The sequence below is a fragment of the Streptomyces bikiniensis genome, from assembly GCF_000716625.1.
GTDB classification, from domain to species: domain Bacteria; phylum Actinomycetota; class Actinomycetes; order Streptomycetales; family Streptomycetaceae; genus Streptomyces; species Streptomyces bikiniensis.
Map to the genome: position 1 here is coordinate 14,563 of NZ_JNXJ01000022.1, position 23,744 is coordinate 38,306.

At 72.6% G+C, this 23,744-nt stretch carries 16 protein-coding genes and 1 pseudogene; 7 read left to right on the forward strand and 10 right to left on the reverse strand.

What is annotated here, in order from left to right; genetic code table 11:
- Window positions 1–2: 2 nt before the first annotated feature.
- From OO47_RS18480 to OO47_RS18500, 5 genes are all read right to left on the reverse strand, one after another.
- Window positions 3–1,835 (reverse strand): branched-chain amino acid ABC transporter permease, encoded by a 1,833-nt coding sequence (locus OO47_RS18480; protein ID WP_030205324.1) that lies wholly within the window; start codon window positions 1,833–1,835, stop codon window positions 3–5.
- 5 nt (window positions 1,836–1,840) lie between these two features.
- On the reverse strand, window positions 1,841–2,770 hold the full coding sequence (locus OO47_RS18485; RefSeq protein ID WP_030205321.1) for a branched-chain amino acid ABC transporter permease: 930 nt from the start codon (window positions 2,768–2,770) through the stop codon (window positions 1,841–1,843).
- Between the two features lie 106 nt (window positions 2,771–2,876).
- A complete protein-coding gene (locus OO47_RS18490) occupies window positions 2,877–4,115 on the reverse strand; it encodes a branched-chain amino acid ABC transporter substrate-binding protein (protein ID WP_030205318.1) in 1,239 nt (412 codons plus the stop codon).
- A 536-nt stretch (window positions 4,116–4,651) separates the two neighbouring features.
- The gene (locus OO47_RS18495) at window positions 4,652–5,143 is read right to left on the reverse strand and encodes a PaaI family thioesterase (RefSeq protein WP_030205315.1); all 492 of its coding nucleotides are present in this window, start codon (window positions 5,141–5,143) and stop codon (window positions 4,652–4,654) included.
- Between the two features lie 114 nt (window positions 5,144–5,257).
- Window positions 5,258–7,540 (reverse strand): FdhF/YdeP family oxidoreductase, encoded by a 2,283-nt coding sequence (locus tag OO47_RS18500; protein WP_030205313.1) that lies wholly within the window; start codon window positions 7,538–7,540, stop codon window positions 5,258–5,260.
- A 122-nt stretch (window positions 7,541–7,662) separates the two neighbouring features.
- Here OO47_RS18500 and polA point away from each other — a divergent pair, with 122 nt between their 5' ends.
- Entirely contained in the window at window positions 7,663–10,374 is a 2,712-nt protein-coding gene (polA, locus tag OO47_RS18505; protein WP_030205310.1) for a DNA polymerase I, read from the forward strand.
- 623 nt (window positions 10,375–10,997) lie between these two features.
- Window positions 10,998–11,336, forward strand: a pseudogene (locus OO47_RS37865) (serine hydrolase); the annotation flags it as partial.
- Window positions 11,337–11,595: 259 nt separating this feature from the next.
- Here OO47_RS37865 and OO47_RS35175 read toward each other — a convergent pair.
- Window positions 11,596–12,507, reverse strand: a complete 912-nt coding sequence (locus OO47_RS35175) for a DUF4184 family protein (RefSeq protein ID WP_051715140.1) — start codon at window positions 12,505–12,507, stop codon at window positions 11,596–11,598.
- 258 nt (window positions 12,508–12,765) lie between these two features.
- Between OO47_RS35175 and OO47_RS18525 the strand changes: the two genes are divergently transcribed.
- The gene (locus OO47_RS18525; RefSeq protein ID WP_078489729.1) at window positions 12,766–14,634 is read left to right on the forward strand and encodes a lytic transglycosylase domain-containing protein; all 1,869 of its coding nucleotides are present in this window, start codon (window positions 12,766–12,768) and stop codon (window positions 14,632–14,634) included.
- A gap of 200 nt (window positions 14,635–14,834) precedes the next feature.
- On the opposite strand, the gene hrpB is transcribed toward OO47_RS18525, so the two are convergent.
- Complete coding sequence (gene hrpB / locus OO47_RS18530; protein WP_030205293.1) at window positions 14,835–17,459, reverse strand: ATP-dependent helicase HrpB; 2,625 nt, start codon at window positions 17,457–17,459, stop codon at window positions 14,835–14,837.
- Window positions 17,460–17,588: 129 nt separating this feature from the next.
- Window positions 17,589–18,428 carry a class I SAM-dependent methyltransferase gene (locus tag OO47_RS18535; RefSeq protein WP_030205290.1) on the reverse strand — a complete coding sequence of 280 codons (840 nt, stop codon included), beginning with the start codon at window positions 18,426–18,428 and terminating at the stop codon, window positions 17,589–17,591.
- Window positions 18,429–18,774: 346 nt separating this feature from the next.
- Here OO47_RS18535 and rpsA point away from each other — a divergent pair, with 346 nt between their 5' ends.
- The 4 genes from rpsA to OO47_RS18555 all read left to right on the forward strand — a co-directional run bounded on the left by rpsA (window position 18,775) and on the right by OO47_RS18555 (window position 22,741).
- A complete protein-coding gene (gene rpsA, locus OO47_RS18540; protein WP_030205288.1) occupies window positions 18,775–20,277 on the forward strand; it encodes a 30S ribosomal protein S1 in 1,503 nt (500 codons plus the stop codon).
- A 443-nt stretch (window positions 20,278–20,720) separates the two neighbouring features.
- On the forward strand, window positions 20,721–21,659 hold the full coding sequence (locus OO47_RS18545; RefSeq protein WP_030205285.1) for a PAC2 family protein: 939 nt from the start codon (window positions 20,721–20,723) through the stop codon (window positions 21,657–21,659).
- Between the two features lie 31 nt (window positions 21,660–21,690).
- The gene (coaE, locus tag OO47_RS18550) at window positions 21,691–22,293 is read left to right on the forward strand and encodes a dephospho-CoA kinase (RefSeq protein ID WP_030205282.1); all 603 of its coding nucleotides are present in this window, start codon (window positions 21,691–21,693) and stop codon (window positions 22,291–22,293) included.
- Between the two features lie 79 nt (window positions 22,294–22,372).
- The gene (locus OO47_RS18555) at window positions 22,373–22,741 is read left to right on the forward strand and encodes a tetratricopeptide repeat protein (protein ID WP_030205279.1); all 369 of its coding nucleotides are present in this window, start codon (window positions 22,373–22,375) and stop codon (window positions 22,739–22,741) included.
- A gap of 45 nt (window positions 22,742–22,786) precedes the next feature.
- Here the strand turns inward: OO47_RS18555 and OO47_RS18560 are convergent, their stop codons facing one another.
- Both OO47_RS18560 and OO47_RS18565 read right to left on the reverse strand, forming a co-directional pair.
- Complete coding sequence (locus OO47_RS18560) at window positions 22,787–23,056, reverse strand: DUF6343 family protein (protein ID WP_030205277.1); 270 nt, start codon at window positions 23,054–23,056, stop codon at window positions 22,787–22,789.
- A gap of 92 nt (window positions 23,057–23,148) precedes the next feature.
- Window positions 23,149–23,484: a hypothetical protein gene (locus tag OO47_RS18565; RefSeq protein ID WP_030205276.1), complete on the reverse strand. Its 336-nt coding sequence runs from the start codon at window positions 23,482–23,484 to the stop codon at window positions 23,149–23,151.
- Window positions 23,485–23,744: the final 260 nt, after the last annotated feature.

Consider the following 23,744-nt stretch of genomic DNA (forward strand, 5'->3'; position numbering starts at 1 on the left):
GTTCAGGCACCTGCCTTGGCGAGCGTGGCGGGCGTCTCGTCCTTCTCGTGGAACTCCAGCTGGTTGCGCCGGTTGGGGATGATCCCCTCGGGGCGGAAGCGCATGATCAGTACGAGCGCGAGGCCGAAGGCGAAGAGCTGGTACTCGCCCATGAACTGGAGTTTGTTCGGGATGAGGAAGAGGAGCGCGGCGCCGACCAGAGGTCCGCTCATCGTGCCCATGCCGCCGAGGACGACGGCCGCGAGCAGGAAGGCGGAGTTGGGCGGGATGGGGCCGGCGAAGAGGTACTGCTCGGGGGTCACGGTGTAGGTGACGTGGGCCTGCACGGTGCCGGCCAGGCCGGCGAGGGCGGCGCCGAGTGCGAAGGCGATCAGTTTGACCCGGAAGCCGTTGATGCCCATGGCGAGGGCTGCGGTCTCGTCCTCGCGGATGGCGACCCAGGCGCGGCCGATGCGGGAGTCGCCGCTGCGCCGGAAGACCAGCACGACGACGGCCATGATCAGCAGCATCAGGAAGAAGTAGTTCGCGAAGCGGCCGATGGTGAAGCCGGCGATGGTGTGTTCGGCGCCGAAGTCGAACCCGAAGAAGTCGAGGTTCGGGATGGAGGCGATGCCGTTGGAGCCGTTGGTGATGTCGGGGCCGGAGGTGCCGTCGGTGTTCATGACGGCGATGCGGAAGATCTCGCCGAAGCCGAGCGTCACGATGGCGAGGTAGTCGCCGCGCAGGCGCAGGGTCGGGGCGCCGATGAGGACGCCGAAGACGAGGGAGGCGGCGGCGCCGACGAGGATGGCGGCCCAGAAGGGGAGGTGGACGCCGAAGGGGGAGGTCGGGGCGCCGGAGACGAGGGCGGCCGCGTAGGCGCCGACGCCGAGGAAGGCGACGTAGCCGAGGTCGAGGAGGCCGGCGAGGCCGACGACGATGTTCAGGCCCAGGGCGACCGTGGCGAAGATCAGGATGTAGACGCCGAGCGTCGCGTACTGGTCGTCGGTCTGGGTGAAGGGGAACAGGGCCGCCGCGATGAACGCGCCCGCGATGGTCAGGTTCTGGTGCTTGCCGGTGAGCTGGGTGGCCTGCTGGAGCAGTCCGGACTTGTTGACCGCGGCGAAGCCGAAGCCGGCCGTGATCAGGAAGCCGATGAACAGCTCGTCGTATTCGGTGCCGATGCCGTAGGTGAAGACGCCGAGGGCGACGGCGAGGACGCCGGCGATGATGAGGATCTCGACGGGGGTGGGCAGCGGGGGCAGCCTGCGGGGGGTGCCGGTGGTGCCGAAGGCGGCTTTGAAGGAGGTCAGGCCGTTGCTCGCGCGGTGCTTGAACTGGTCCCAGCCGTTGTCCTCGGGGTCGGCGGGGTGGGTGGCCGGTCGCTCGAAGGGGAGGGCGAGGGCGCCGACCAGGGCGAGCAGGGTGGCGACGGCGACGACCGCGCCGCCGGGCTCCAGGTTGACCGGGCCGCCGAGCTGGATGCTGATGGCGGCGACGGTGTACCAGGCGGTGGCGAAGGCGGCGAGGGCGGCGAGCTTGATCGCGCCGTCGGCGCCGGCCGGGGTGAGCCAGCGGGTGCCCTTGATCCCGTAGGAGGAGAGGGCGAAGAGGGTGGTGAGCAGGCCGGCGACCAGGACCTGGAGCTGGAGTCCGCCCGGGTAGCCGTAGACGGTGAGGTCGCCGGGGAAGCGGGCGGTCCAGGTCCAGGCGAGGAAGCAGCTCGCGACGGTGAGCGCGCCGCCGCCCAGGGTGAGGGCGCGGGCGATGTGGACCGGGATGAAGCCGATGAGGCCGGTGGCTTCGGTGGTCGCGGGCGTCGCGGGTGCCGTGGGGTTCTCGGAGATGGTGGTCATGGTGCTCACGCCCTGTCCGCGACGCGCTCGCCGAGGAGGCCTTGGGGCCGGGCGAGGAGTACGACGATGAGGAGTACGAAGGCCCAGACGTTGGCCCAGGACTGGCCGCCGAGCTGTTCCATGCCGGGGATGTGGTTGATGTAGGCGGTGGCCATGGTCTCGGCGACGCCGAGGACGACTCCGCCGATCATGGCGCCGTAGATGTTGCCGATGCCGCCGAGGACCGCGGCGGTGAACGCCTTGAGGCCGAGGAGGAAGCCCATCTTGTAGTCGACGACGCCGTACTTGAGGCCGTAGGCGACGGCTCCGACGGCGGCGAACGCGGCGCCGAGGGCGAAGGCGACCACGATGATGCGGTCGGTGTTGATGCCCATGAGCTTGGCGGTGTCCGGGTCCTGTGCCGTGGCCTGCATGCCGCGTCCGGTGCGGGTGCGCATGACGAAGAAGGCGAGGAAGGCCATGCAGACGGGGGCGGCGAGGACGAGGAAGACGTCGCCGGTCTGGATGGTGACGGGGCCGAGTTCGATCGGGCCGCCGGGGATCTGCGGGAAGGTGCGGGCGGACTTCGCCTCGGGGTACCAGGCCCAGACGGCCTGCTGGAGGGCGAGGGAGAGGCCGATCGCCGTGATGAGGGGGGCGAGGCGTGGTCCGCCGCGGAGCGGTCGGTAGGCGAAACGTTCCGCTCCGACGGCTATCGTCGTGGCGACGATGACGGCGCCGATGATCATGAGGGGCAGGGCGATCCAGAGGCTGGTGCCGCCGGGCAGGATGAGCCAGACCGTGAGCGCCCCGAAGCCGCCGGTCATGAAGATCTCGCCATGGGCGAAGTTGATGAGCTGGACGATGCCGTAGACCATCGTGTAGCCGACGGCGACCAGCCCGTACATGGATCCCAGTAGCAGGCCGTTGACCAGCTGCTGCGGCAGTTCGTTCACCGCATTGTCCTCCGAGACTTTCGACGGATGTGACACCGCGCGGGGAGCCTGGTGCGGCGCCCCGCGCGGTGAAGGTGGTGCTGGAAGTGGGGTTGGGGTGGTGGGGTCAGCCGCCGAAGGTGCCGGACTTGACCGGCTTGAAGGCGCCGCCCTCGACCTTGTAGACGGTCAGCTGCTTGTTGGTGGTGTCGCCGAACTCGTCGAAGGCGACCTTGCCGGTCACGCCCTCGAAGGAGACGCCCTGGAGGGCCTCGACGACCTTGGCGCGGGCGCCGTCGGGCAGCTTGCCGCCGTTGCCGTCCACGACCTTCTTGACGGCCTCGATGATGGCCCAGGCCGAGTCGTAGGCGTAGCCGCCGTAGGCCTCGAAGGTCTCCTTGTAGTTCTCGGCCTTGTAGTTGGCCAGGAACTCCTTGGCGGACGGGAGCTGCTCGATCGGGGCGCCGACGGAGGTGGCGAAGTCGCCTTCGGCCGCGGCGGCACCGGCGAGCTTGACGTACTCGGGGCTGAAGATCGCGTCGCCGCCGACGACGGTGACCTTGGCGCCGGCCTCCTTGATCTGCTTGGCCAGCGGGCCGGCGGCCGGGTACTCGCCGCCGTAGTAGACGACGTCGGCGCCGGAGCTCTTGACCTCGGTGGCGACCGCGGAGAAGTCCTTGGTCTCGGGGTCGATGTGCTGGGTGCCGACGACCTTGCCGCCGAGCTTCTCGAACTCGCCCTTGAAGGTGCCCGCGAGGCCGGCGCCGTAGGTCTTCTTGTCGTCGATGATGAAGGCCTTGGTCTTCTTGGCCTCGTTGACGACGTACTGGGCGGCGAACGGGCCCTGGATGGCGTCCGTGGTGGCGGTGCGGAAGTACGACTTGTAGCCGCGCTTCTTGTCGCCGGAGGCCCACTTGGTGCCCTGGCTCAGGGAGGGGTTGGTGTTGGCCGGGGAGACCTGGGCCAGCTTGGCGTCGTCGAAGACCTTCTGCATGGACTCGGCGACGCCGGAGTTCAGCGGGCCGACCACGCCGAGGACGGTCTTGTCGGCGACGAGCTTGGTGGCGTTCTGCTGGCCGGAGGACGGCTGGGCCTGGTCGTCGAGGGACTCCAGTTTGAAGGTGACGCCCTTGACGTACTCCTTCTTGTTGGCCGTCTTGACCGCGAGGTCGGCGGAGTTCTTGATGCCGAGGCCGAGGGCGGACAGCTCACCCGTGAGCGGCGCGTCGAGGCCGATGGTCACGGTGACGTTGCCGCTGTCGCCGTTCCCGGCGCCGCCCTTGTCGTCGCGCGAACCACAGGCAGTGAGGGTGAGCGCTCCCGCGGTGACCGCGGTGGTGAGTATGAGCAACGAACGGTTTCGCACGAAGGGTCCTTTCCCTGGCGCGGCCCCCTCGGACGAGGTGGTGCCGTGAAGCTGCGGAGCGAGGGGTGCCGTTTTGGAACGCCGGGCCGTACTGGAGTTGGTACAGGGCCGTGCAGTAGGACGCGCCCGGCGGCGCGGTGACTGGCGGTGACTCTAAGCGCAGGTGGGGTGGGTCGGGGAGCGGCGAGGTCAGGATGTGACTGTCTTGTTATGCCGACGGGGGAAGAGTGTGTGCGGCGGGTGGGCAAAACGGGACGTAAGGGTTCTTTACGCGGTGTTCACATAATGAGAACGTGCAGTTCCGCTAAGGGGCTTGAGTGATTCTTGCTCCTGACGAACGCCTTCCGTGACTCTCCGGATATCGGACAGCGTCAGAAAGCTCAGCGGACGAACCGGCTCTTCCGCTTCGGGGGGTCCCGCATCGCACGAAGATCACGCAGAGTGACGAAAGGTGGGGTGGTGGAGAGCGCGAGTGGTACGACGGAGGGGCGGCACCCATCGGGTGCCGCCCCTCCGTCGTACCGCCCGCGCGGGCCTCAGGCGCTCGCGCCCGGCACGTTCTCCGCGTCCTTCGCGGTGACCTCGCGCAGCATGCAGGTCAGTCGCGCCGAGCAGACCCGCCGGTCCTGCTCGTCGGTGATCACGATCTCGTACGTGGCGGTGGACCGGCCGCGGTGCACCGGGGTCGCCACGCCGGTCACCAGGCCGCTGCGGACCCCCCGGTGGTGGGTGCAGTTGAGGTCGACGCCGACCGCGATGCGGGAGACCCCGCCGTGCAGCATCGAGCCCACCGAGCCCAGGGTCTCGGCGAGGACCGCCGACGCCCCGCCGTGCAGCAGCCCGTACGGCTGCGTGTTGCCCTCCACCGGCATGGTGCCGACGACCCGCTCGGCCGAGGCCTCCAGGATCTGCACGCCCATCCGGTTGCCGAGGTGCCCCGCCGAGAAGAGGGCCGGGAGGTCGACGCCGAGCGCCGCGTACTCGTCGATGACCTCCTGCGGGAACTTCACGTGCTGCTGCTCACCCATGGCCCGGCTCCGTTCGTCTTCGTACGGCTGCTGATCGGCGCGGTCCCGCCGGTCGTGTCGGTCACGCCGATCCGCCGATCGCGTTGCTTCCGCCTGAGCGTACTAAGCGTTCGCTCAGGTGGAAGGGGATTGTTCCAGACGGACGATCACGGACTTGCTCGCGGGGGTGTTGCTGACGTCCGCCGTCGACTCCAGCGGCACCAGGACGTTCGTCTCCGGGTAGTACGCCGCCGCGCACCCCCGGGCCGTCGGGTAGTGCACCACCCGGAAGCCGGGCGCCCGCCGCTCGACGCCGTCCGTCCACTCGCTCACCAGGTCCGCGTACGCCCCGTCGGCCAGGCCGAGGGCCGCCGCGTCCGCCGGGTGCACCAGGACGACCCGGCGGCCCCCCTTGATGCCCCGGTAGCGGTCGTCCAGGCCGTAGATCGTGGTGTTGTACTGATCGTGCGAGCGCAGCGTCTGGAGGAGCAGCCGGCCCTCCGGCACCCTCGGGTACTCGACGGGCGCGGCCGTGAAGTTGGCCTTGCCGGTCTTCGTGGGGAAGCGGCGCTCGTCGCGCGGGGCGTGCGGCAGCGCGAAGCCGCCCGGGTCCGCCGCGAGCCGGGCGTTGAAGTCCTCGAAACCGGGCACCACGCGCGCGATGCGGTCCCTGATCCGGGCGTAGTCGGCCTCGAACTCCTCCCACGGCGTGGCCGATCCGTCCCCCAGGACGGCGCGGGCCATCCGGGCCACGATCGCCGGCTCGGACAGCAGGTGCGGGCTCGCCGGGGGCAGGTTGCCCCGGGAGGCGTGCACCAGGCCCATCGAGTCCTCGACCGTCACGAACTGCCGCCCGGCCTCCTGGACGTCCTTGTCGGTGCGGCCGAGGGTGGGCAGGATCAGCGCGCGCGTGCCCGTCACCGCGTGCGAGCGGTTCAGCTTGGTCGACACGTGGACGGTGAGCCGGGCCCGGCGCATCGCCGCCTCCGTCACCTCCGTGTCGGGCGTCGCCCCCACGAAGTTGCCGCCCATCGCGAAGAAGACCTTCGCCTCGCCGTCGCGCAGCGCCTGGATCGAGCGGACCACGTCGAAGCCGTGGTGGCGCGGCGAGACGATCCCGAACTCCTCGTCCAGGGCGTCGAGGAACGCGGGCGCGGGGCGCTCGAAGATGCCCATCGTCCGGTCGCCCTGCACGTTCGAATGACCGCGCACCGGACAGACGCCCGCGCCCGGCCGCCCGATGTTCCCGCGCAGCAGCAGCAGGTTGACCACCTCGCGGATGGTGGGCACGGAGTGCTTGTGCTGGGTGAGGCCCATCGCCCAGCAGACGATCGTCCGCTCCGATGCGAGGACCATCTCCAGGGCCCGCTCGATCTCGGCGCGCTCCAGACCGGTCGCCGCCAGGGTCTCGTCCCAGTCGGCCTCCTTCGCGGCCGCCGCGAACTCCTCGTACCCGTGGGTGTGTTCGCGTACGAACTCCTCGTCGACCGCGCCCGGGGTCTCCAGGACCAGCTTGTTGAGGAGGCGGAAGAGGGCCTGGTCGCCGCCGATCCGGATCTGGAGGAAGAGGTCGGTGAGCGCGGCGCCCCTGAGCATGCCGCGCGGGGTCTGCGGGTTCTTGAACCGCTCCAGGCCGGCCTCCGGCAGCGGGTTGACCGAGATGATCCGGGCGCCCGCGGCCTTCGCCTTCTCCAGGGCGGACAGCATCCGGGGGTGGTTCGTGCCCGGGTTCTGCCCGGCCACGACGATCAGGTCCGCCCGGTGCAGGTCCTCCAGGGAGACGCTGCCCTTGCCGACGCCGATGGTCTCCGTCAGGGCCGAACCCGAGGACTCGTGGCACATGTTGGAGCAGTCCGGCAGGTTGTTGGTGCCGAACTCGCGGGCGAAGAGCTGGAGCAGGAACGCCGCCTCGTTGCTGGTGCGGCCCGAGGTGTAGAAGAGCGCCTCGTCGGGGGAGTCCAGGGCCCGCAGCTCCTCGGCGAGGATCCCGAAGGCCCGCTCCCAGGTCACCGGCTCGTACCGGTCGCCGCCCTCGGGGAGGAGCATCGGCTGCGTGATGCGGCCCTGCTGCCCCAGCCAGTAACCGCTGCGCTCCGCCAGGTCCGCGACCGGGTGCGCGGCGAAGAACTCCGGGGTGACCCGGCGCAGCGTCGCCTCCTCGGCGACGGCCTTCGCGCCGTTCTCGCAGAACTCCGCGACGTGCCGCCTGTCCTCCTCGGGCCAGGCGCAGCCCGGACAGTCGAAGCCGTCCTTCTGGTTGACCTTGAGGAGGGTCCGCGCGGTGCGCACGGACCCCATCTGCTCCCGGGCGATCCGCAGCGTGTGCCCGACGGCGGGCAGCCCGGCGGCGGCGTGCTGCGGCGGCGTGACCTGCGGTGCGTCCTGGACCGGGTCACCGGCCGGCGGCTTGCTGACCATCGCGCTCTCCCTTGAGCGGTCGTCCTTCGGCGTACGTCTCCGATCCTGTCACGCGCCACCGACAGCCCGGCACCCCGGCCGGTGAGGAGGGGATTGTCGGTGGGCCGTGGCAGGATCGTCCCGTGGCCCAGACAGCATCGAAGAACACCGCAGACACCCGCCCCCGCCTGCTCCTGATGGACGGGCACTCGCTCGCGTACCGGGCGTTCTTCGCGCTGCCCGCGGAGAACTTCACCACCGCGACCGGGCAGCCGACGAACGCGATCTACGGGTTCGCCTCGATGCTGGCGAACACGCTGCGCGACGAGTCGCCCACGCACTTCGCGGTGGCGTTCGACGTGTCCCGCAAGACCTGGCGGTCCGAGGAGTTCCCGGAGTACAAGGCGAACCGCTCGAAGACCCCCGACGAGTTCAAGGGACAGGTCGAGCTGATCGGCGAGCTGCTCGACGCGATGCACGCGCAGCGCTTCGCCGTCGACGGCTTCGAGGCGGACGACGTCATCGCCACCCTCGCCACGCAGGCCGAGGCCGAGGGCTTCGACGTCCTGATCGTCACCGGCGACCGGGACTCCTTCCAGCTCGTCACCGACCACGTGACCGTGCTCTACCCCACCAAGGGCGTCTCCGAGCTGACCCGCTTCACCCCGGAGAAGATCCAGGAGAAGTACGGTCTGAGCCCCTCCCAGTACCCCGACTTCGCGGCCCTGCGCGGCGACCCGTCGGACAACCTGCCCGGCATCCCCGGCGTCGGCGAGAAGACCGCCGCCAAGTGGATCAACCAGTTCGGCTCCTTCGACCAGCTCGTCGAGCGCGCCGACGAGGTCAAGGGCAAGGCCGGGCAGAACTTCCGCGACCACCTGGAGTCGGTGCGGCTCAACCGGCGCCTGACCGAGATGGTCCGGGACGTCGAGCTGTCGAAGACGGTGGCCGACCTGGCCCGCGAGCCCTACGACCGGACGGCCGTCGCCCTCGTCCTCGACACCCTGGAGATCCGCAACCCCTCCCTGCGCGAGCGGCTCCTCGCCGTCGACCCCGGCTCCGCCGAGGAGACCGCCCCGCCGCCCGCCGCGGGCGTCGAGCTCGACGCCTCCGTCCTCTCCGCCGGCGAGCTGGCCCCCTGGCTCGCCGAGCACGGCACCGAACCCCTGGGCGTCGCCACCGTCGACAGCTGGGCGCTCGGCACCGGAAACGTCAGCGAGGTCGCCCTCGCCGCCACCGGGGGAGCCGCCGCCTGGTTCGACCCCAGCGAGCTCGACGAGGCCGACGAGCGGGCCTGGGCCGCGTGGATCTCCGACCCCGAGCGCCCCAAGGTCATGCACAACGCCAAGGGCGCCATGCGGGTCTTCCCCGAGCACGGCTGGAGCGTCGCGGGCGTCACCATGGACACCGCCCTCGCCGCCTACCTGGTCAAGCCCGGCCGCCGCTCCTTCGCCCTGGACGCGCTCTCGATCGAGTACCTCGGGCGCGAGCTCGCCCCCGCGGCCGCCTCCGACGGACAGCTCGCCTTCGGCGCCGACGACACCGCCGAGGCCGAGGCCCTCATGGCCCAGGCCCGCGCGGTCCTCGACCTCGGCGGGGCCTTCGAGGAGCGGCTCGGCGAGGTCGGGGCCCGCGAGCTCCTCCACGAGGTCGAGCTGCCCACCTCCGCCCTCCTCGCCCGCCTGGAGCGGCACGGCATCGCCGCCGACCGCGAGCACCTGGAGGCCATGGAGCAGCAGTTCGCCGGCGCCGTCCAGCAGGCCGTGAAGGAGGCGCACGCCTCCGTCGGCCACGAGTTCAACCTCGGCTCGCCCAAGCAGCTCCAGGAGGTCTTCTTCGGCGAGCTGAACCTCCCGAAGACCAAGAAGACCAAGACCGGGTACACCACCGACGCCGACGCGCTCGCCTGGCTGGCCGGCCAGACCGAGCACGAACTGCCCGTGATCATGCTCCGCCACCGCGAGCAGGCCCGGCTCCGCTCCACCGTCGAGGGCCTGATCAAGACCGTCGCCGCCGACGGCCGGATCCACACCACCTTCAGCCAGACCGTCGCCGCCACCGGCCGCCTCTCCTCCACCGACCCGAACCTGCAGAACGTGCCGGTGCGCACCGACGAGGGCCGGGCCATCCGGCACGGCTTCGTCGTCGGCGAGGGCTTCGAGGCCCTGATGACCGCCGACTACAGCCAGATCGAGCTGCGCGTCATGGCCCACCTCTCCGAGGACGAGGGCCTCATCGAGGCCTTCACCTCCGGCGAGGACCTGCACACCACCGTCGCCTCCCAGGTCTTCGGCGTCGAGCGGTCCGCCGTCGACGCCGAGATGCGCCGCAAGATCAAGGCCATGTCGTACGGCCTGGCCTACGGCCTCTCCGCCTTCGGCCTCGCCCAGCAGCTCACCATCGACCCGGCCGAGGCCCGGATCCTGATGGAGACCTACTTCGAGCGCTTCGGCGGGGTGCGGGACTACCTGCGCCGGGTCGTCGACGAGGCCCGCGCCACCGGCTACACCGAGACGATGCTGGGCCGCCGCCGCTACCTGCCCGACCTCAACAGCGACAACCGGCAGCGCCGCGAGGCCGCCGAGCGGATGGCGCTCAACGCCCCGATCCAGGGCACGGCCGCCGACATCGTGAAGGTCGCCATGCTGAACGTCGACCGGGCGCTCACGGAGGCGGGCCTCACCTCCCGGATGCTCCTCCAGGTCCACGACGAAATCGTGCTCGAACTCGCCCCCGGCGAGCGCGAGCAGGTCGAGGCCCTGGTCCGCGAGCAGATGTCCGGCGCGGCCCATCTGCGCGCCCCGCTCGACGTCTCCGTCGGCGTCGGCCGGGACTGGGACTCCGCCGCGCACTGATCCCCCGGCCGACACCGCCCGCCCCCGACCCGTACGGCCGTCGTACGGGGCCGGGGGCGGGCGGCTGTACGGGTCGGGGGGAGGCGGTCGTACGGGGTCGGGGGAGGCGTTCGGCGGCCGTACGGATCCGAGGGCGGGCGGACCGGTCGCCGTCGGGTCCCGGAGGGTGATCAGCGGTCGTACGGGCCCCGGGGCGGGCCGTTTGCGCCGGATGGACCACTCCGGAGGGCGTTCCGGCGGCCCGGCTCATGAAACTGAGCATCATGATCACGAGCCGTCGCGCCCGCCTCCGCGCCTGGGCCCTGCTCGGAGCCCTGCTCGGGGCGTCGGGCACCGCCTGGCCCGTCGAGGCACACCGGGCGCCCGCACTCTGCACCTCGTCCCGCGAACCGTCCCTCGCCGCCCGGCTGTCCCAGGACATCACGACGGCCCTCAAGGGCCGCGACGGCACGGTCTCCGTCGCCCTGCACGACCCCGGACGCGGACTGCGCTGCCGCCTCGACGACACCCGGGCGTACGACTCCGCCAGCGTCGCCAAGGTCCTCATCCTGGAGGCCGTCCTCGGACGGGCCGCGGAGCTCGGGCGCGCGCCCACCCGCCTGGAGTCCCAGCGGATGAGGGCGATGATCACCCGCTCCGACAACAAGGCGGCCGGCGAGCTGTGGAAGGGGCTCTCCCGCGCCCGCCTCGACAGGGTGCTGCGCGACGTCGGGGCCCGGGACACGGTCCCCGGCCACGGCGGCTACTGGGGCCTCACCCGCACCACCGCCCGCGACCAACTGGCCCTCCTCGCCGCGGTGTCCCGCCGCGCCGAGGCGCTGTCCCTGATGGGCCAGGTCGTCCGCGACCAGGCCTGGGGCGTCACCTCGGGCGCGCCCCGCACGGTCAAGGTCCACCTCAAGAACGGCTGGCTGCCCCGCGCCACCCACGCCTGGCGCGTCCACAGCGTCGGCGTGGTGCGCCCGGCCGCCGGCAAGGGGAAGGGCGGCGGCAAGGGGAAGGCCGCCGACAAGGGGAGGGACGGCGGCAAGGGGAAGGGCAGCGGCCGGGCGGCGGGCGCGGCCTCCGCGACCGACTACCGGCTCGCCCTCCTGAGCCACGGCAACCCCACCATGCGGTACGGCATCCGCACCCTGGAAGGGGTCGCCCTGGCCGTGCACCGCAGGCTCTCCGCCGGCGCGGCGGCCCGCGGCTTCACCCCCGCCGAGAAGGTCGACGAGGTCACGGACGGGAGTGCTCCGGCCGGTGCTCCCGCTCCTCCCGCGCCTCCCGCTCCTCCCGCTCCGGGGTCGGAGGGGCGCCGGCCGGACGCCCCGCCCGCCGAGCGGGCGACCCTCCGAGGAGCCGCACCCCCGCCCCGTACAGCACGAGCCCGACGGCGAGCCCGGCCCCGGCCCCGAAGCACGCCGTCGGAATGATGTCCAGGGGCGTCTCGATCCGGTCCCAGCCCCAGTACGCGGCCCAGCGCAGCACCCGGTGGGCGACCCCGGCGAGGACGCAGCCGCCGACGAGGCCGACCGCGACGAGCCGCCCGCGCCGGTCCGGGACCGCCACACCGGCGGGCAGCTCCGCCCCGGGCGCGGTGGCGCGCAGCGCCCGGAACACGAACCAGCAGAGCAGCCCCAGGGCCAGCGCCGAACTCCCGTACTGCACGTAGAGGTAGAACGGGAAACCGGCCACGATCTCGCCGAGGAACGGGAGCGCGCGGGTGCCCCAGCGGTCGAGGTGGGTGAACGAGTCCCACACCACGTGGGTCGCGGCGCCCAGCACCGCCGAGAGGAAGAACCATCCGGCGAACGCGACCGGACGCCGCTCCCTCCGGCGGCCCGCGACCAGCCCGTACACCCTGCCCCGCCACCGGGCGGGCAGCAGCGCCACCAGCGGCTCGCGCACGGTCAGCCACAGGGCGACGAGCACGCCCGTGATCAGGACGTCGGCCGTGACGATCCCGGCGGGGGAGTGGGTGACGTCGCCGAAGGCCATCGCCCCGGGAACGGCCGTGGCCGCGAAGTAGGTCATGTCGGGCGCGAAGGAACCCGCGACGAGGGCGGACGCGACCAGCGGCCCGCGCGCGGTCCCGTCCCGGCGCAGCCCGGGCAGCACGGCGGCGGCATGGCTCAGCGTGAACGGCAAGGGGGGCTCCCGGGGTTCGGACGGCGACGGCCCGCGGAGACGGGCGCGGGCCGGTGGTCCATGATCGGCCGCAGTGCAAGAGGCGTACGGTACCCCGGCCGGTTCCCGTTCCCGTCTGGTCGGGAGGCGGCCAAGAGGTGACGAAAGCGTGAAACACGGTCAGGGCCCGGTACTCGTCGGTACGGACTTGGCATAAGGTCTCGCCGGAGGCCACGCGCGGGGAGCGCGGGACCGTCGAATCGGGGAGGGACGACGAATATGGCACCGGACATCGGCCGCCTGCTGCGCAGGGGAGCCACCAGCGGTGCGGTGGTGGCCGCGGCGGTCGCCGCGCTCGCCGCCTCGCAGGCGCCGGAGGCGATCCAGCCGACCACGGACAACACCGGCGGTGACCGCGCCGTCGGGACCGGGGAGAGCGCTCCGCCGCCCGGCGAGGGCTCCGCGACCGGTGACTCGTCGTACTACACGGAGCTGCCGCCGCTGAACACGCCGCCCAAGCAGCCGGGCACGCCCGGGGCGGGCGCCGGTCCGCTGGTGGTCACCGGGCCCGCCGAGGCCGGCATACCCGCGACCGTCCTCTCCGCCTACAAGCGGGCCGAGCAGTCGATCCGCTCGACCGCCCCCGGCTGCAACCTGCCGTGGCAACTGCTCGCCGGCATCGGCAAGGTCGAGTCCGGGCAGGCGAGCGGCGGCCGGGTCGACGCCAACGGCACGACCTTCAGACCGATCCTCGGCCCCGCCCTCAACGGCGTCGGCTTCGCCAACATCTCCGACACCGACGACGGCGCCTACGACGGCGACAGGGTCCACGACCGCGCCGTCGGACCGATGCAGTTCATCCCGTCCACCTGGGCCACCTGGGGCCAGGACGCCAACGGCGACGGGAAGAAGGACCCGAACAACATCTACGACGCGGCGCAGGCCGCCGGCCTCTACCTCTGCGCCAACGACCGCAACCTCGCGCTCAAGGCCGACCTCGACCGCGCGATCCTCAGCTACAACCGCTCGAACGAGTACCTGAACACCGTTCTGTCCTGGTTCGAGTACTACAAGCGCGGCACCCACCAGGTCCCGGACGGCACGGGCGTGCTGCCGATCGACCGCGGCGACAACCGGCGCCCGGGCGTCTTCCCCGGCCCCACCACACCGGCCCCGTCCGTGCCGACGTCTCCCTCCCCGACGTCCCCCGCGCCGAAGCCGGGCACCCAGAACCCGAAGCCGTCCACGCCGGGGACGACCAAGCCCACCCCCGACCCGACCAAGCCCACGCCCGACCCGAAGCCGCCCGTCACCTCGCCGGCCGGCAAGGTCGCGGTGCTCGCGGTCGCGGGCAACCGGCAGCTGACCGCGGTCACCGACAGCGACTTCACAGGGGTCCCCCGCGCCGCGGCGCTCGACGCCTCGGGCAAGCCGGTCGCCAAGGTGAGCGTCCGCTTCGAGATCGTCGGGAGCACCGACACCCGGTTCGCCGGGGGCAGGACCGTGGTCACCGCCACCACCACCGCGTCCGGCATCGCCTCCTCCCCGGCGCTGCGGGCCGGCGAGGAGACGGGATCGTTCACGATCCGGGCCACCGTCGTGGGCCGGACCCTGGCCGCGGCCGACTTCGCCGTCTCCGTCACCGAGCGGCAGGCGGACACCCTCGTCCGCGTCGACGGGGACCCGCTGTCGGCCACCACCGGCACCGCCTTCGAGCAGCAGCTCCAGGTGAAGGCCACCGACAAGGGGACCCTCGCCCCCGGCGTGCTCGTCACCGCGGAGATAGTCGACTCGAAGACGGACCCGAAGCCGGTCACCGAGGGGCCGACCTTCAAGAGCACCTCCTCCCGCACCGCCACCTTCACGACCGCCACGGACGGCACCCTGACCCTCAAGGCGGGCGACCTCCTCGCGGGCGACAAGGCGAAGACGTACTTCCTCAAGCTGACCGCGCCCGGCGGCGGCACCCTCTTCGTCGAGCTCAAGGTCACCGCGCCCACCCCGACTCCGGAGCCGGAGCCCTCCGAGCCCGGCACGCCCGGGGCCTCCCCCTCGCCGTCCGCCTCGCCTTCCCCGTCCGCCTCCGCGCCGACGTCCTCTCCCTCCGCCACCGCCTCCAAGACCTCCACCACCGCCTCCAAGGCCTGACCGGCCGCACCACTCCTTCCCCGCGCCGCCCTCTCCGTCCGCACCGGATCCGTCCGCACCGGATCCGTCCACACCGGATCCGTCCACACCGGATCCGTCCACACCGGATCCGTCCGTACCGGACGAGGGGGCGGCGCTCCGTCTTCCCCGAACCCCACCGCCGAGCACGTCCGCGCCCGGCGGGTCCGACCGGCCCGGCGTCACCGCTCCCTTCTGAGCCGCGCGGCGGTGTGCCGGGTCGCCACCGCCTCCGACGGGTCCTCCGGCCACGGGTGCTTCGGGTACCTCCCCCGCAGCTCCGCCCGCACCGCGCGGTAACCGTCCCGCCAGAACGACGCCAGGTCGGCGGTCACCGCCGCCGGCCGCCCGGCGGGGGAGAGGAGGTGGACCAGCACCGGAACCCCCGCCACCCGGGGCGTCTCGGCCAGGCCGAACATCTCCTGGAGCTTCACCGCGAGCACCGGCCGGTCGCCCCCGTACTCCACCCGTATCCGCGAACCGCTCGGCACCTCGATCCGCTCCGGCGCCAGCTCGTCCAGCCGGCCCGCCTCGCCCGACGCCCACGGCAGCAGCCGCCGCAGGGCCTCACCGGCATCGATCCGCCCCAGGTCGGCGCGGCGCCCGGCCCGGGACAGCTCCGGCTCCAGCCACTCCCCGGCCCGGTCGACCAGCGACTCCTCCGACACGTCCGGCCACGGATCGCCCACCTCCCGGCGCAGGAACGCCAGCCGCTCGCGCAGTTCCTCGGCCTCCCGGCTCCACCGCAGCAGCCCGAGCCCCTCGCGCCGCAGACCGTCGAGCAGCGCCTCCCGGACCAGCGCGCGGTCGGCCCCGGCGCCCAGGGGCCGGACCGCCAGCTCGACCGCGCCCAGCCGGTCCACCGAGCGCGCGACCACGTCACCGTCCTCCCAGCGGACCTCCTCGCCGGTGGACCGCAGATGCCCGGCCGCCCGCCGCGCCACGGCCTCGTCCACCACCGCCGCGAGCCGCACCCGGGCCGTGGCGTCCCGCGCCGTACGGTCCGCCACCGCCACGGCCAGCCACGGAGCGGACCGCAGCCCGGAACCCCCGGCGAGCCGCGCCCCGCTCCCCGACACCATCAGGAAGCCCCCCTGCTCCCGGGCCCTGGCCACCCGCTCCGGGAACGCGAGCGCCGTCACCAGCCCGGCCACGGCGTCCTCGCCGCCCCCGACCGCCGTCATGGCGCCACCGTCCTCCCCGACCGACGCAACGGCGCCCCCGCCCCGGGCACCGGTGCTCCCGGCGCCCCCGGTACCACCCTCCCTCCCGGTCACCACTCCACCGACCGCCCGCTCCAGTCGGCGCACCTCCGTCCTCCACCGCGCGCCGTACCCGTCCGAGCCCCGGCGGGCCGCCCGCCAGGCCTCCGCCAGGTCGTCCCCGTAGTCACGCGGCGGTTCCTCGCCGAGCAACGCGACCACCTCGGCGGCCCGCCGGACCCCCACCTCCGGCGCACCGTCCAGCAGGGCGCGGCCCAGCCGGGGGTGGAGCCCCAGCCGGGACAGCCGCACCCCCCGCTCCGTGACCCGCCCCGCCGCGTCCACGGCCCCGATCGACCCGAGGACCGCACGGGCCGCCTCCATCGCCCCGGCCGGCGGCGCGTCGAGCAGCGCGAGCCCCCCGGCCGTCGGATCGCCCCAGCAGGCGGCCCGCAGGGCGAAGTCCGCCAGGTCCGCGATCCTGATCTCGGGTGACGGAAAACGCGCCCTGCTCCCGTCCTCCGCCTCCGCCCAGCAGCGGTAGACCACGCCGGGCGCCTCACGCCCCGAGCGCCCGGCCCGCTGTGTCGCCGCGGCCGCCGACACCGGCACCGTCGCCAGCGACCCGAGCCCCCTGGCGTGGTCCGTCCGGGGCTCCCGCGCGAGCCCCGAGTCGACCACGACCCGCACCCCCGGAACCGTCAGGCTCGACTCCGCAACCGACGTCGAGAGCACCACCCGGCGCCGCCCGCCCGGTTCGACGCCCCGCAGCACCGCGTCCTGCACCGCCGCCGGAGCCCGCCCGTGCAGCTGGAGCACCTCGGCGTCCAGACCGGACAGCAGCCCCGCCGTCCGCGCGATCTCCCCCGTGCCCGGCAGGAAGCAGAGGACGTCGCCCTCGTGCCGCTCCAGGGAGAGCCGGACCGTCGCCGCCACGTGGCGCAGCAGCGCCGGATCCACCCAGGTGCCGTGCGCGGGCCTGATCCCGGCGGGCGGCGCGGCGAACCGCACCTCGTACCCGTGCCCCTCCCCCTCGCTCCGCACGATCGGCGCGGGCCCGCCGCCGTCCAGGGCGGTCAGCAGCCGGGCCCAGGCCTCGGCGTCGCCCGTCGCCGAGGCCGCGATCAGCTTCAGCTCCGGCCGCAGGGCCGCCCGTACGTCCACCAGGAACGCCATCGCCGTATCGGCGTCCAGGTGCCGCTCGTGGCACTCGTCGAGCAGTACCACGTCGACCCCCGCCACCTCCGGGTCGCGCTGGAGCCGCTGGAGCAGGACGCCCGTGGTCACCACCTCGACCCGGGTCGCCGGTCCGGCCCGCCGCTCGCCGCGCACCGAGAAGCCGACCGCGCCGCCGACCTCCTCGCCGAGCAGCCACGCCATCCGCCGGGCCGCCGCCCGCACCGCCATCCGGCGCGGCTCGGCCACCAGCACCCGGCGCTCGGGACCGTCCCCTATGAGCCCCGCGAGGGCCAGCGGCACCAGCGTCGTCTTGCCGGTGCCGGGAGGAGCGGACAGCACCGCCGTGCCGCGCTCCGCGAGCGCGGAGAGCAGCTCGGGGACGGCATGGCGGACGGGGAGACGGTCGAGCGCTTCGTTTCGGATCACGCACTCAGTCTCGTACGCGCAGGAAAAAGGTGGGCCTCGTTGTCCACAGGGCCCACCTGTAAGTACGACTGATGCGAGAAGGGATAGGGGAGAGCAGGGAGGAGAGGGGATCGGAGAACGGGGAGGCGGCTACTCGTCCCGCTCGCACACGAAGATCGCCGTCCCCGGGATCAGATTCCCCCGCAGCGGGGACCAGCCGCCCCACTCCTGACCGTTCCAGGCCGGCCACTCCGGCTCGACCAGGTCCACGAGCCGGAACCCGCCGGCCACCACGTCCCGCACCCGGTCCCCGAGCGTCCGGTGGTGCTCCACGTACACCGCCCGCCCCTCCTCGTCCTGCTCGACGTACGGCGTGCGGTCGAAGTAGGAGGCCGCGACCGAGAGCCCCTCGGGCCCCGGCTCGTCGGGGAACGCCCAGCGGATCGGGTGCGTCACCGAGAACACCCAGCGCCCGCCCGGCCGCAGCACCCGGCGCACCTCGCGGAAGACCCGTACCGGATCGGCGACGAACGGCACCGCCCCGTACGCCGAGCAGGCCAGGTCGAAGGAGCCGTCCCGGAACGGCAGCGCCCCCGCGTCGGCCTCCACCAGCGGCACCTCGCCGCCGATGCGCAGCGCGTGCTGGAGCTGCCGGTGCGACAGGTCGAGCGCCACCGGCCGCGCCCCCCGCGCCGCCAGCCACCGCGAGCACTGCGCCGCGCCCGCGCCGATCTCCAGGACGTCGAGGCCCTTCAGCGAGGCGGCCGGGCCGAGCAGCCCCGCCTCGGCCTCGTCGAGTCCCTCGGGGCCCCACACGAACCGGTCGTCGCCCAGGAAGGAGCCGTGCTCGCTCTGGTACTCGTCGGCGTTCCGGTCCCACCATCCGCGGCTCGCCCGGCTGCTCTCCGCGTCCCCCGCGTCACGCCGGGTCGCCTCCGCCCCGTCGTACCCGCCTTCGACCGCGTCTTCGCGTCCGTACTCTTGGTTCATCTCGCCCGCCGATGTAGTTTGCGCTCAGTACCGCCGTGCGGCGGACCACGCCGACACGGCGTGGATGGACATGAGTGGTGCCGGAGTTGAGCCGATCTGCCCCGGGTGCGTGCTTCGCGCATTGACCCTGTCCGGCCGCTTCCGTATGCTAAAGGTTGCGCTGCGGGTCTGCGTGCCTCAGACGGAGCAGGCCGCGCTCGTACCTGGTGTATGTCCCCTCGGTTTTCGAGGCTCCTCCCGTCCGCGGGCAGGGAGTTTCCTTGGCTGTCCGGCTTCTTGGTGCGATACGGGCTCACGGCGTAGCAGTACCTACGACTTTCTGTCCGTAACCGGAGCCCTTTCCCACATGACGAGCAGCACCGAGACCACCGCCACCACCCCGCAGGTTGCGGTCAACGACATCGGTAACGAGGAAGCCTTCCTCGCCGCGATCGACGAGACGATCAAGTACTTCAACGACGGCGACATCGTCGACGGCGTCATCGTGAAGGTCGACCGGGACGAGGTCCTGCTCGACATCGGTTACAAGACCGAAGGTGTCATCCCGAGCCGCGAGCTCTCGATCAAGCACGACGTCGACCCGAACGAGGTCGTCAAGGTCGGCGACGAGATCGAGGCCCTGGTTCTCCAGAAGGAGGACAAGGAAGGCCGCCTGATCCTCTCGAAGAAGCGCGCCCAGTACGAGCGCGCCTGGGGCACCATCGAGAAGATCAAGGAAGAGGACGGCATCGTCACCGGTACCGTCATCGAGGTCGTCAAGGGTGGTCTCATCCTCGACATCGGCCTCCGCGGCTTCCTCCCGGCCTCCCTGGTCGAGATGCGCCGCGTCCGCGACCTCCAGCCCTACGTGGGCAAGGAGCTCGAGGCGAAGATCATCGAGCTGGACAAGAACCGCAACAACGTGGTCCTGTCCCGCCGCGCCTGGCTGGAGCAGACCCAGTCCGAGGTCCGCCAGACCTTCCTCACGACCCTCCAGAAGGGTCAGGTCCGCTCCGGCGTCGTCTCCTCGATCGTCAACTTCGGTGCCTTCGTGGACCTGGGCGGCGTCGACGGTCTCGTGCACGTCTCCGAGCTGTCCTGGAAGCACATCGACCACCCGTCCGAGGTCGTCGAGGTCGGCCAGGAGGTCACCGTCGAGGTTCTCGACGTGGACATGGACCGCGAGCGCGTCTCCCTGTCGCTGAAGGCGACCCAGGAGGACCCGTGGCAGCAGTTCGCCCGGACCCACCAGATCGGTCAGGTCGTCCCGGGTAAGGTCACCAAGCTGGTTCCGTTCGGTGCGTTCGTCCGCGTGGACGAGGGCATCGAGGGTCTGGTCCACATCTCCGAGCTGGCCGAGCGCCACGTGGAGATCCCGGAGCAGGTCGTCCAGGTCAACGACGAGATCTTCGTCAAGGTCATCGACATCGACCTCGAGCGCCGCCGCATCAGCCTCTCGCTGAAGCAGGCCAACGAGTCCTTCGGTGCCGACCCGGCCTCGGTCGAGTTCGACCCGACCCTGTACGGCATGGCCGCGTCCTACGACGACCAGGGCAACTACATCTACCCCGAGGGCTTCGACCCCGAGACCAACGACTGGCTCGAGGGCTACGAGGCTCAGCGCGAGGCCTGGGAGACCCAGTACGCCGAGGCGCAGGCTCGCTTCGAGCAGCACCAGGCCCAGGTCATCAAGTCCCGCGAGGCCGACGAGGCCGCCGCTGCCGAGGGTGGCGCCGCCGCTCCGGCCGGTGCCCCGGCGGGCGTGTCGGGTGGCTCCTACTCCTCGGAGTCGGACGACAACTCCGGCGCCCTGGCGTCGGACGAGGCGCTTGCCGCCCTGCGCGAGAAGCTGGCCGGCGGCCAGAGCTGAACAGGCTCTCCGCTGAGCGCTAGCCGCTAGCGAGACCGAGGCCCGTTCCCCTCCAGGGGAGCGGGCCTCGGCGTTTTCCCGGGCACCCCGCCCCCTCGGGGCGTGACCGCGACGGTCGCCGCAGCGGCCGGGGAGGTCGCGAGGGGACGGCGAGGAGCGCCGAGAGGAGGGGGAGGAAGCAGCGTTCGGGAGCGCAGGGGGGACGCTTTCCGGGGCAGGAACGGGGGTGTTCCTGTACAGGAACGGGGGCCGCCCCTGTACGTGCGCGGGGAGCGAGAGGCTGAACGCGACGCCGTGCGGAGACGGTGGGGAGACGCCCTGACCGTGTCAAGGTCCGGACCAGTGGCCGGAGTTCACGCCGTCCCAGCGGAAGATCACGCGTCCCGGGAATGGGGGCACGGCCCGGCGCGTTCCCAGAGAGAACACGAGGAGGAGCGGTAATCGTGCTTGATCCGCAGGATTTGTACGAATGGGACCCGAAGGGCGTGGCCGTCGTCGACATGGCTCTGGCGCAGGAGTCGGCCGGCCTGGTCATGCTGTACCACTTCGACGGCTACATCGACGCGGGCGAGACCGGCGAGCAGATCGTCGAGCGCGTGCTCGACACCCTTCCGCACCAGCTGGTGGCACGCTTCGACCACGACCGGCTCGTGGACTACCGGGCCCGCCGCCCGCTGTTGACCTTCCGGCGCGACCGCTGGACCGCGTACGAGACGCCGTCCATCGAGGTCCGCCTCGTGCAGGACGCCACCGGCGCCCCCTTCCTCCTCCTGTCGGGTCCGGAGCCGGACGTGGAGTGGGAGCGGTTCGCCGCCGCCGTCCGGCAGATCGTCGAGCGCCTCGGCGTGCGCCTCTCCGTCAACTTCCACGGCATCCCCATGGGCGTGCCGCACACGCGCCCGGTCGGCCTCACCCCGCACGGCAGCCGCACCGACCTCATGCCCGGACACCGCAGCCCCTTCGACGAGGCCCAGGTCCCCGGCAGCGCCGAGTCGCTCGTCGAGTACCGGCTCACCGAGGCCGGCCACGACACCCTCGGCGTCGCCGCCCACGTCCCGCACTACGTGGCCCGCTCGTCGTACCCGGACGCGGCCCTGACCGCCCTGGAGGCCGTCACGGCCGCCACCGGCCTCGTCCTCCCCGGCGTCGCCCACTCTCTGCGGACGGAGGCCCGCCGCACCCAGACCGAGATCGACCGCCAGATCGGCGAGGGCGACGAGGAACTGGTGGCGCTCGTGCAGGGCCTTGAGCACCAGTACGACGCGGTGGCCGGGGCCGAGACCCGCGGCAACCTCGTCGCGGAGCCCGCCGACCTGCCGTCGGCCGACGAGCTGGGCCGCGAGTTCGAGCGCTTCCTCGCGGAGCGGGAGGGCGACGCGTAGCCCCGCCGGGGCAGGCCCTAAGCTGCCGCTCATGCTGAAGGTGGGCCTGACCGGCGGGATCGGCGCCGGCAAGAGCGAAGTGTCACGGCTGCTCGTCTCGTACGGGGCCGTGCTGATCGACGCGGACCGGATCGCCCGGGAGGTCGTGGAGCCCGGCACTCCGGGGCTCGCGGCCGTCGTGGAGGCCTTCGGCGACGGCGTCCTCACCGCGGAGGGGACGCTCGACCGGCCGAAGCTCGGATCCGTCGTGTTCGCCGACGCCGAGCGCCTGGCCACCCTCAACGCCATCGTGCACCCCCTGGTCGGAGCCCGGTCGGCCGAGCTGGAGGCCCGGGCGGGGGCCGGGGACGTCGTCGTCCACGACGTCCCCCTGCTCACCGAGAACGGACTCGCGCCGCTCTACGACCTGGTCGTGGTCGTGGACGCGTCCCCCGAGACCCAGCTCGACCGGCTCGTACGGCTCCGGGGCATGGACGAGTCCGAGGCGCGGGCCCGGATGGCGGCCCAGGCCACGCGCGCGCAGCGGCTGGCCGTCGCGGACCTCGTGATCGACAACGACGGACCGCTCGACGAGCTGGAGCCGCAGGTCCGGAAGGTCTGGGACGAACTGGCCCGGCGGGCCGCGTCCTCCTGAGGCCCCCGCGGGGGCGAGCGGACGGAATGCGGCCACCGGGTCCGGTGTTCAACCACCGAGCGAGGGGAAGGATGCCATCGTGGCCGACAGCAATCCGGAAACGCACGTCATCGACTTCCGCGCCGCGGAGCAACTGCTGGCCGCGCGGGACCCCCGTGGCGCCGTGAAGCTGCTGGACTCGGTGATCGCCGCCCACCCCGAGAACACGGCCGCGCGCCTGCTGCGCGCGCGGGCCTTCTTCGCCGCCGCCCAGCTGCGCCCCGCGCAGCTGGAGTTCGAACTGGTCCTGGAGCGCGAGCCGGACAACGCGTTCGCCCACTTCGCCCTCGCCCGCACCCTGGAGCGCTCCGGACAGACCGACCGGGCCACCCGGCACTTCCGCCTCGCCGCCGCGCTCGACCCCAAGCCGGAGTACCTGGAGGCGGCGGACTTCGACTCGCGCAACTGAGCGTGTAGGGCGGGTGTACGGATACGGGTACGGAACCGGCCGCGCTCAGCGCCTCCCGCCGCCGCGACCGGGGTCGTACGGAGGGACGTCCCGGCCCGGCTGCCAGTGCGGGCCCTGCCGCATCCGGCGCACCACGAGGACCAGGTCGACCAGGACCACCAGGAACAGCGCCCCGCAGGCCGCCGCCCAGCCGGGCCGGCCCACCAGGGCGAACGCGACCGTGCCGAAGGCCGCCCACAGCAGCCCCCACACGCTCAGCCAGAACCGCATCCGCAAGGGACTGCGCGCGGTCACCGGCTCACTCCCGGTCCGCATGACGGTCACGCCCTCCGTGGGACTTCTCCGGCCCCTTCCAGCATGGACCCGTCCCGGAGGAAAGCGAAGAGGAGAGCGCAGCCGGGGAACGCTCAGTGGATGACGCTGTAGCTGCGCCAGGGCGCGGTGTCCGGGACGATCTCGTCCCCGGTGTCGGCCGGCAGGTAGGTGGAGTCCTTGCCCCGGCAATCAGGGGTCGGGTACAGCACGATGTCCACCATGGTGTTGTTCTCGACCTTGGTCGCGCCGGACGGCGCCAGGTGGTGGCAGCCCTTCACCGAGGGGCTGGTCACCATCACCCCCACCTCGCGCTCCGTCTCGTACTCGATCGTGCCCACGGCGGTGCGGCCGAGGCCCGAGCAGCCGGCGACGGCGAGGGTGAGCAGCACGGCCCCGGTGGCGGTCGTGAGACGCCGGCGAACGGACATGGCGGTTCCTCTTCTGTCGGGTTCTATCGAGTACGGCGATGGGCGGTGCCCCTCGGGTCCGACCCCGGTCCAGGCCCACCCTCCCGCCCGCCGGACCCCGTGTCATCCGCTGCTGGGCCGCCCGGGGGAACCACCCGGCGGCCGGGCCGCACCCGGTGGCCGGGGGCCGTTGTCAGACCCCGCCCGTAAGGTCGGAGGTCCACGTCGGAACAGGTCGGAGTTCCGTCACGCGGCGGAGAGCCGGGGGAGGAGAGCGGAGC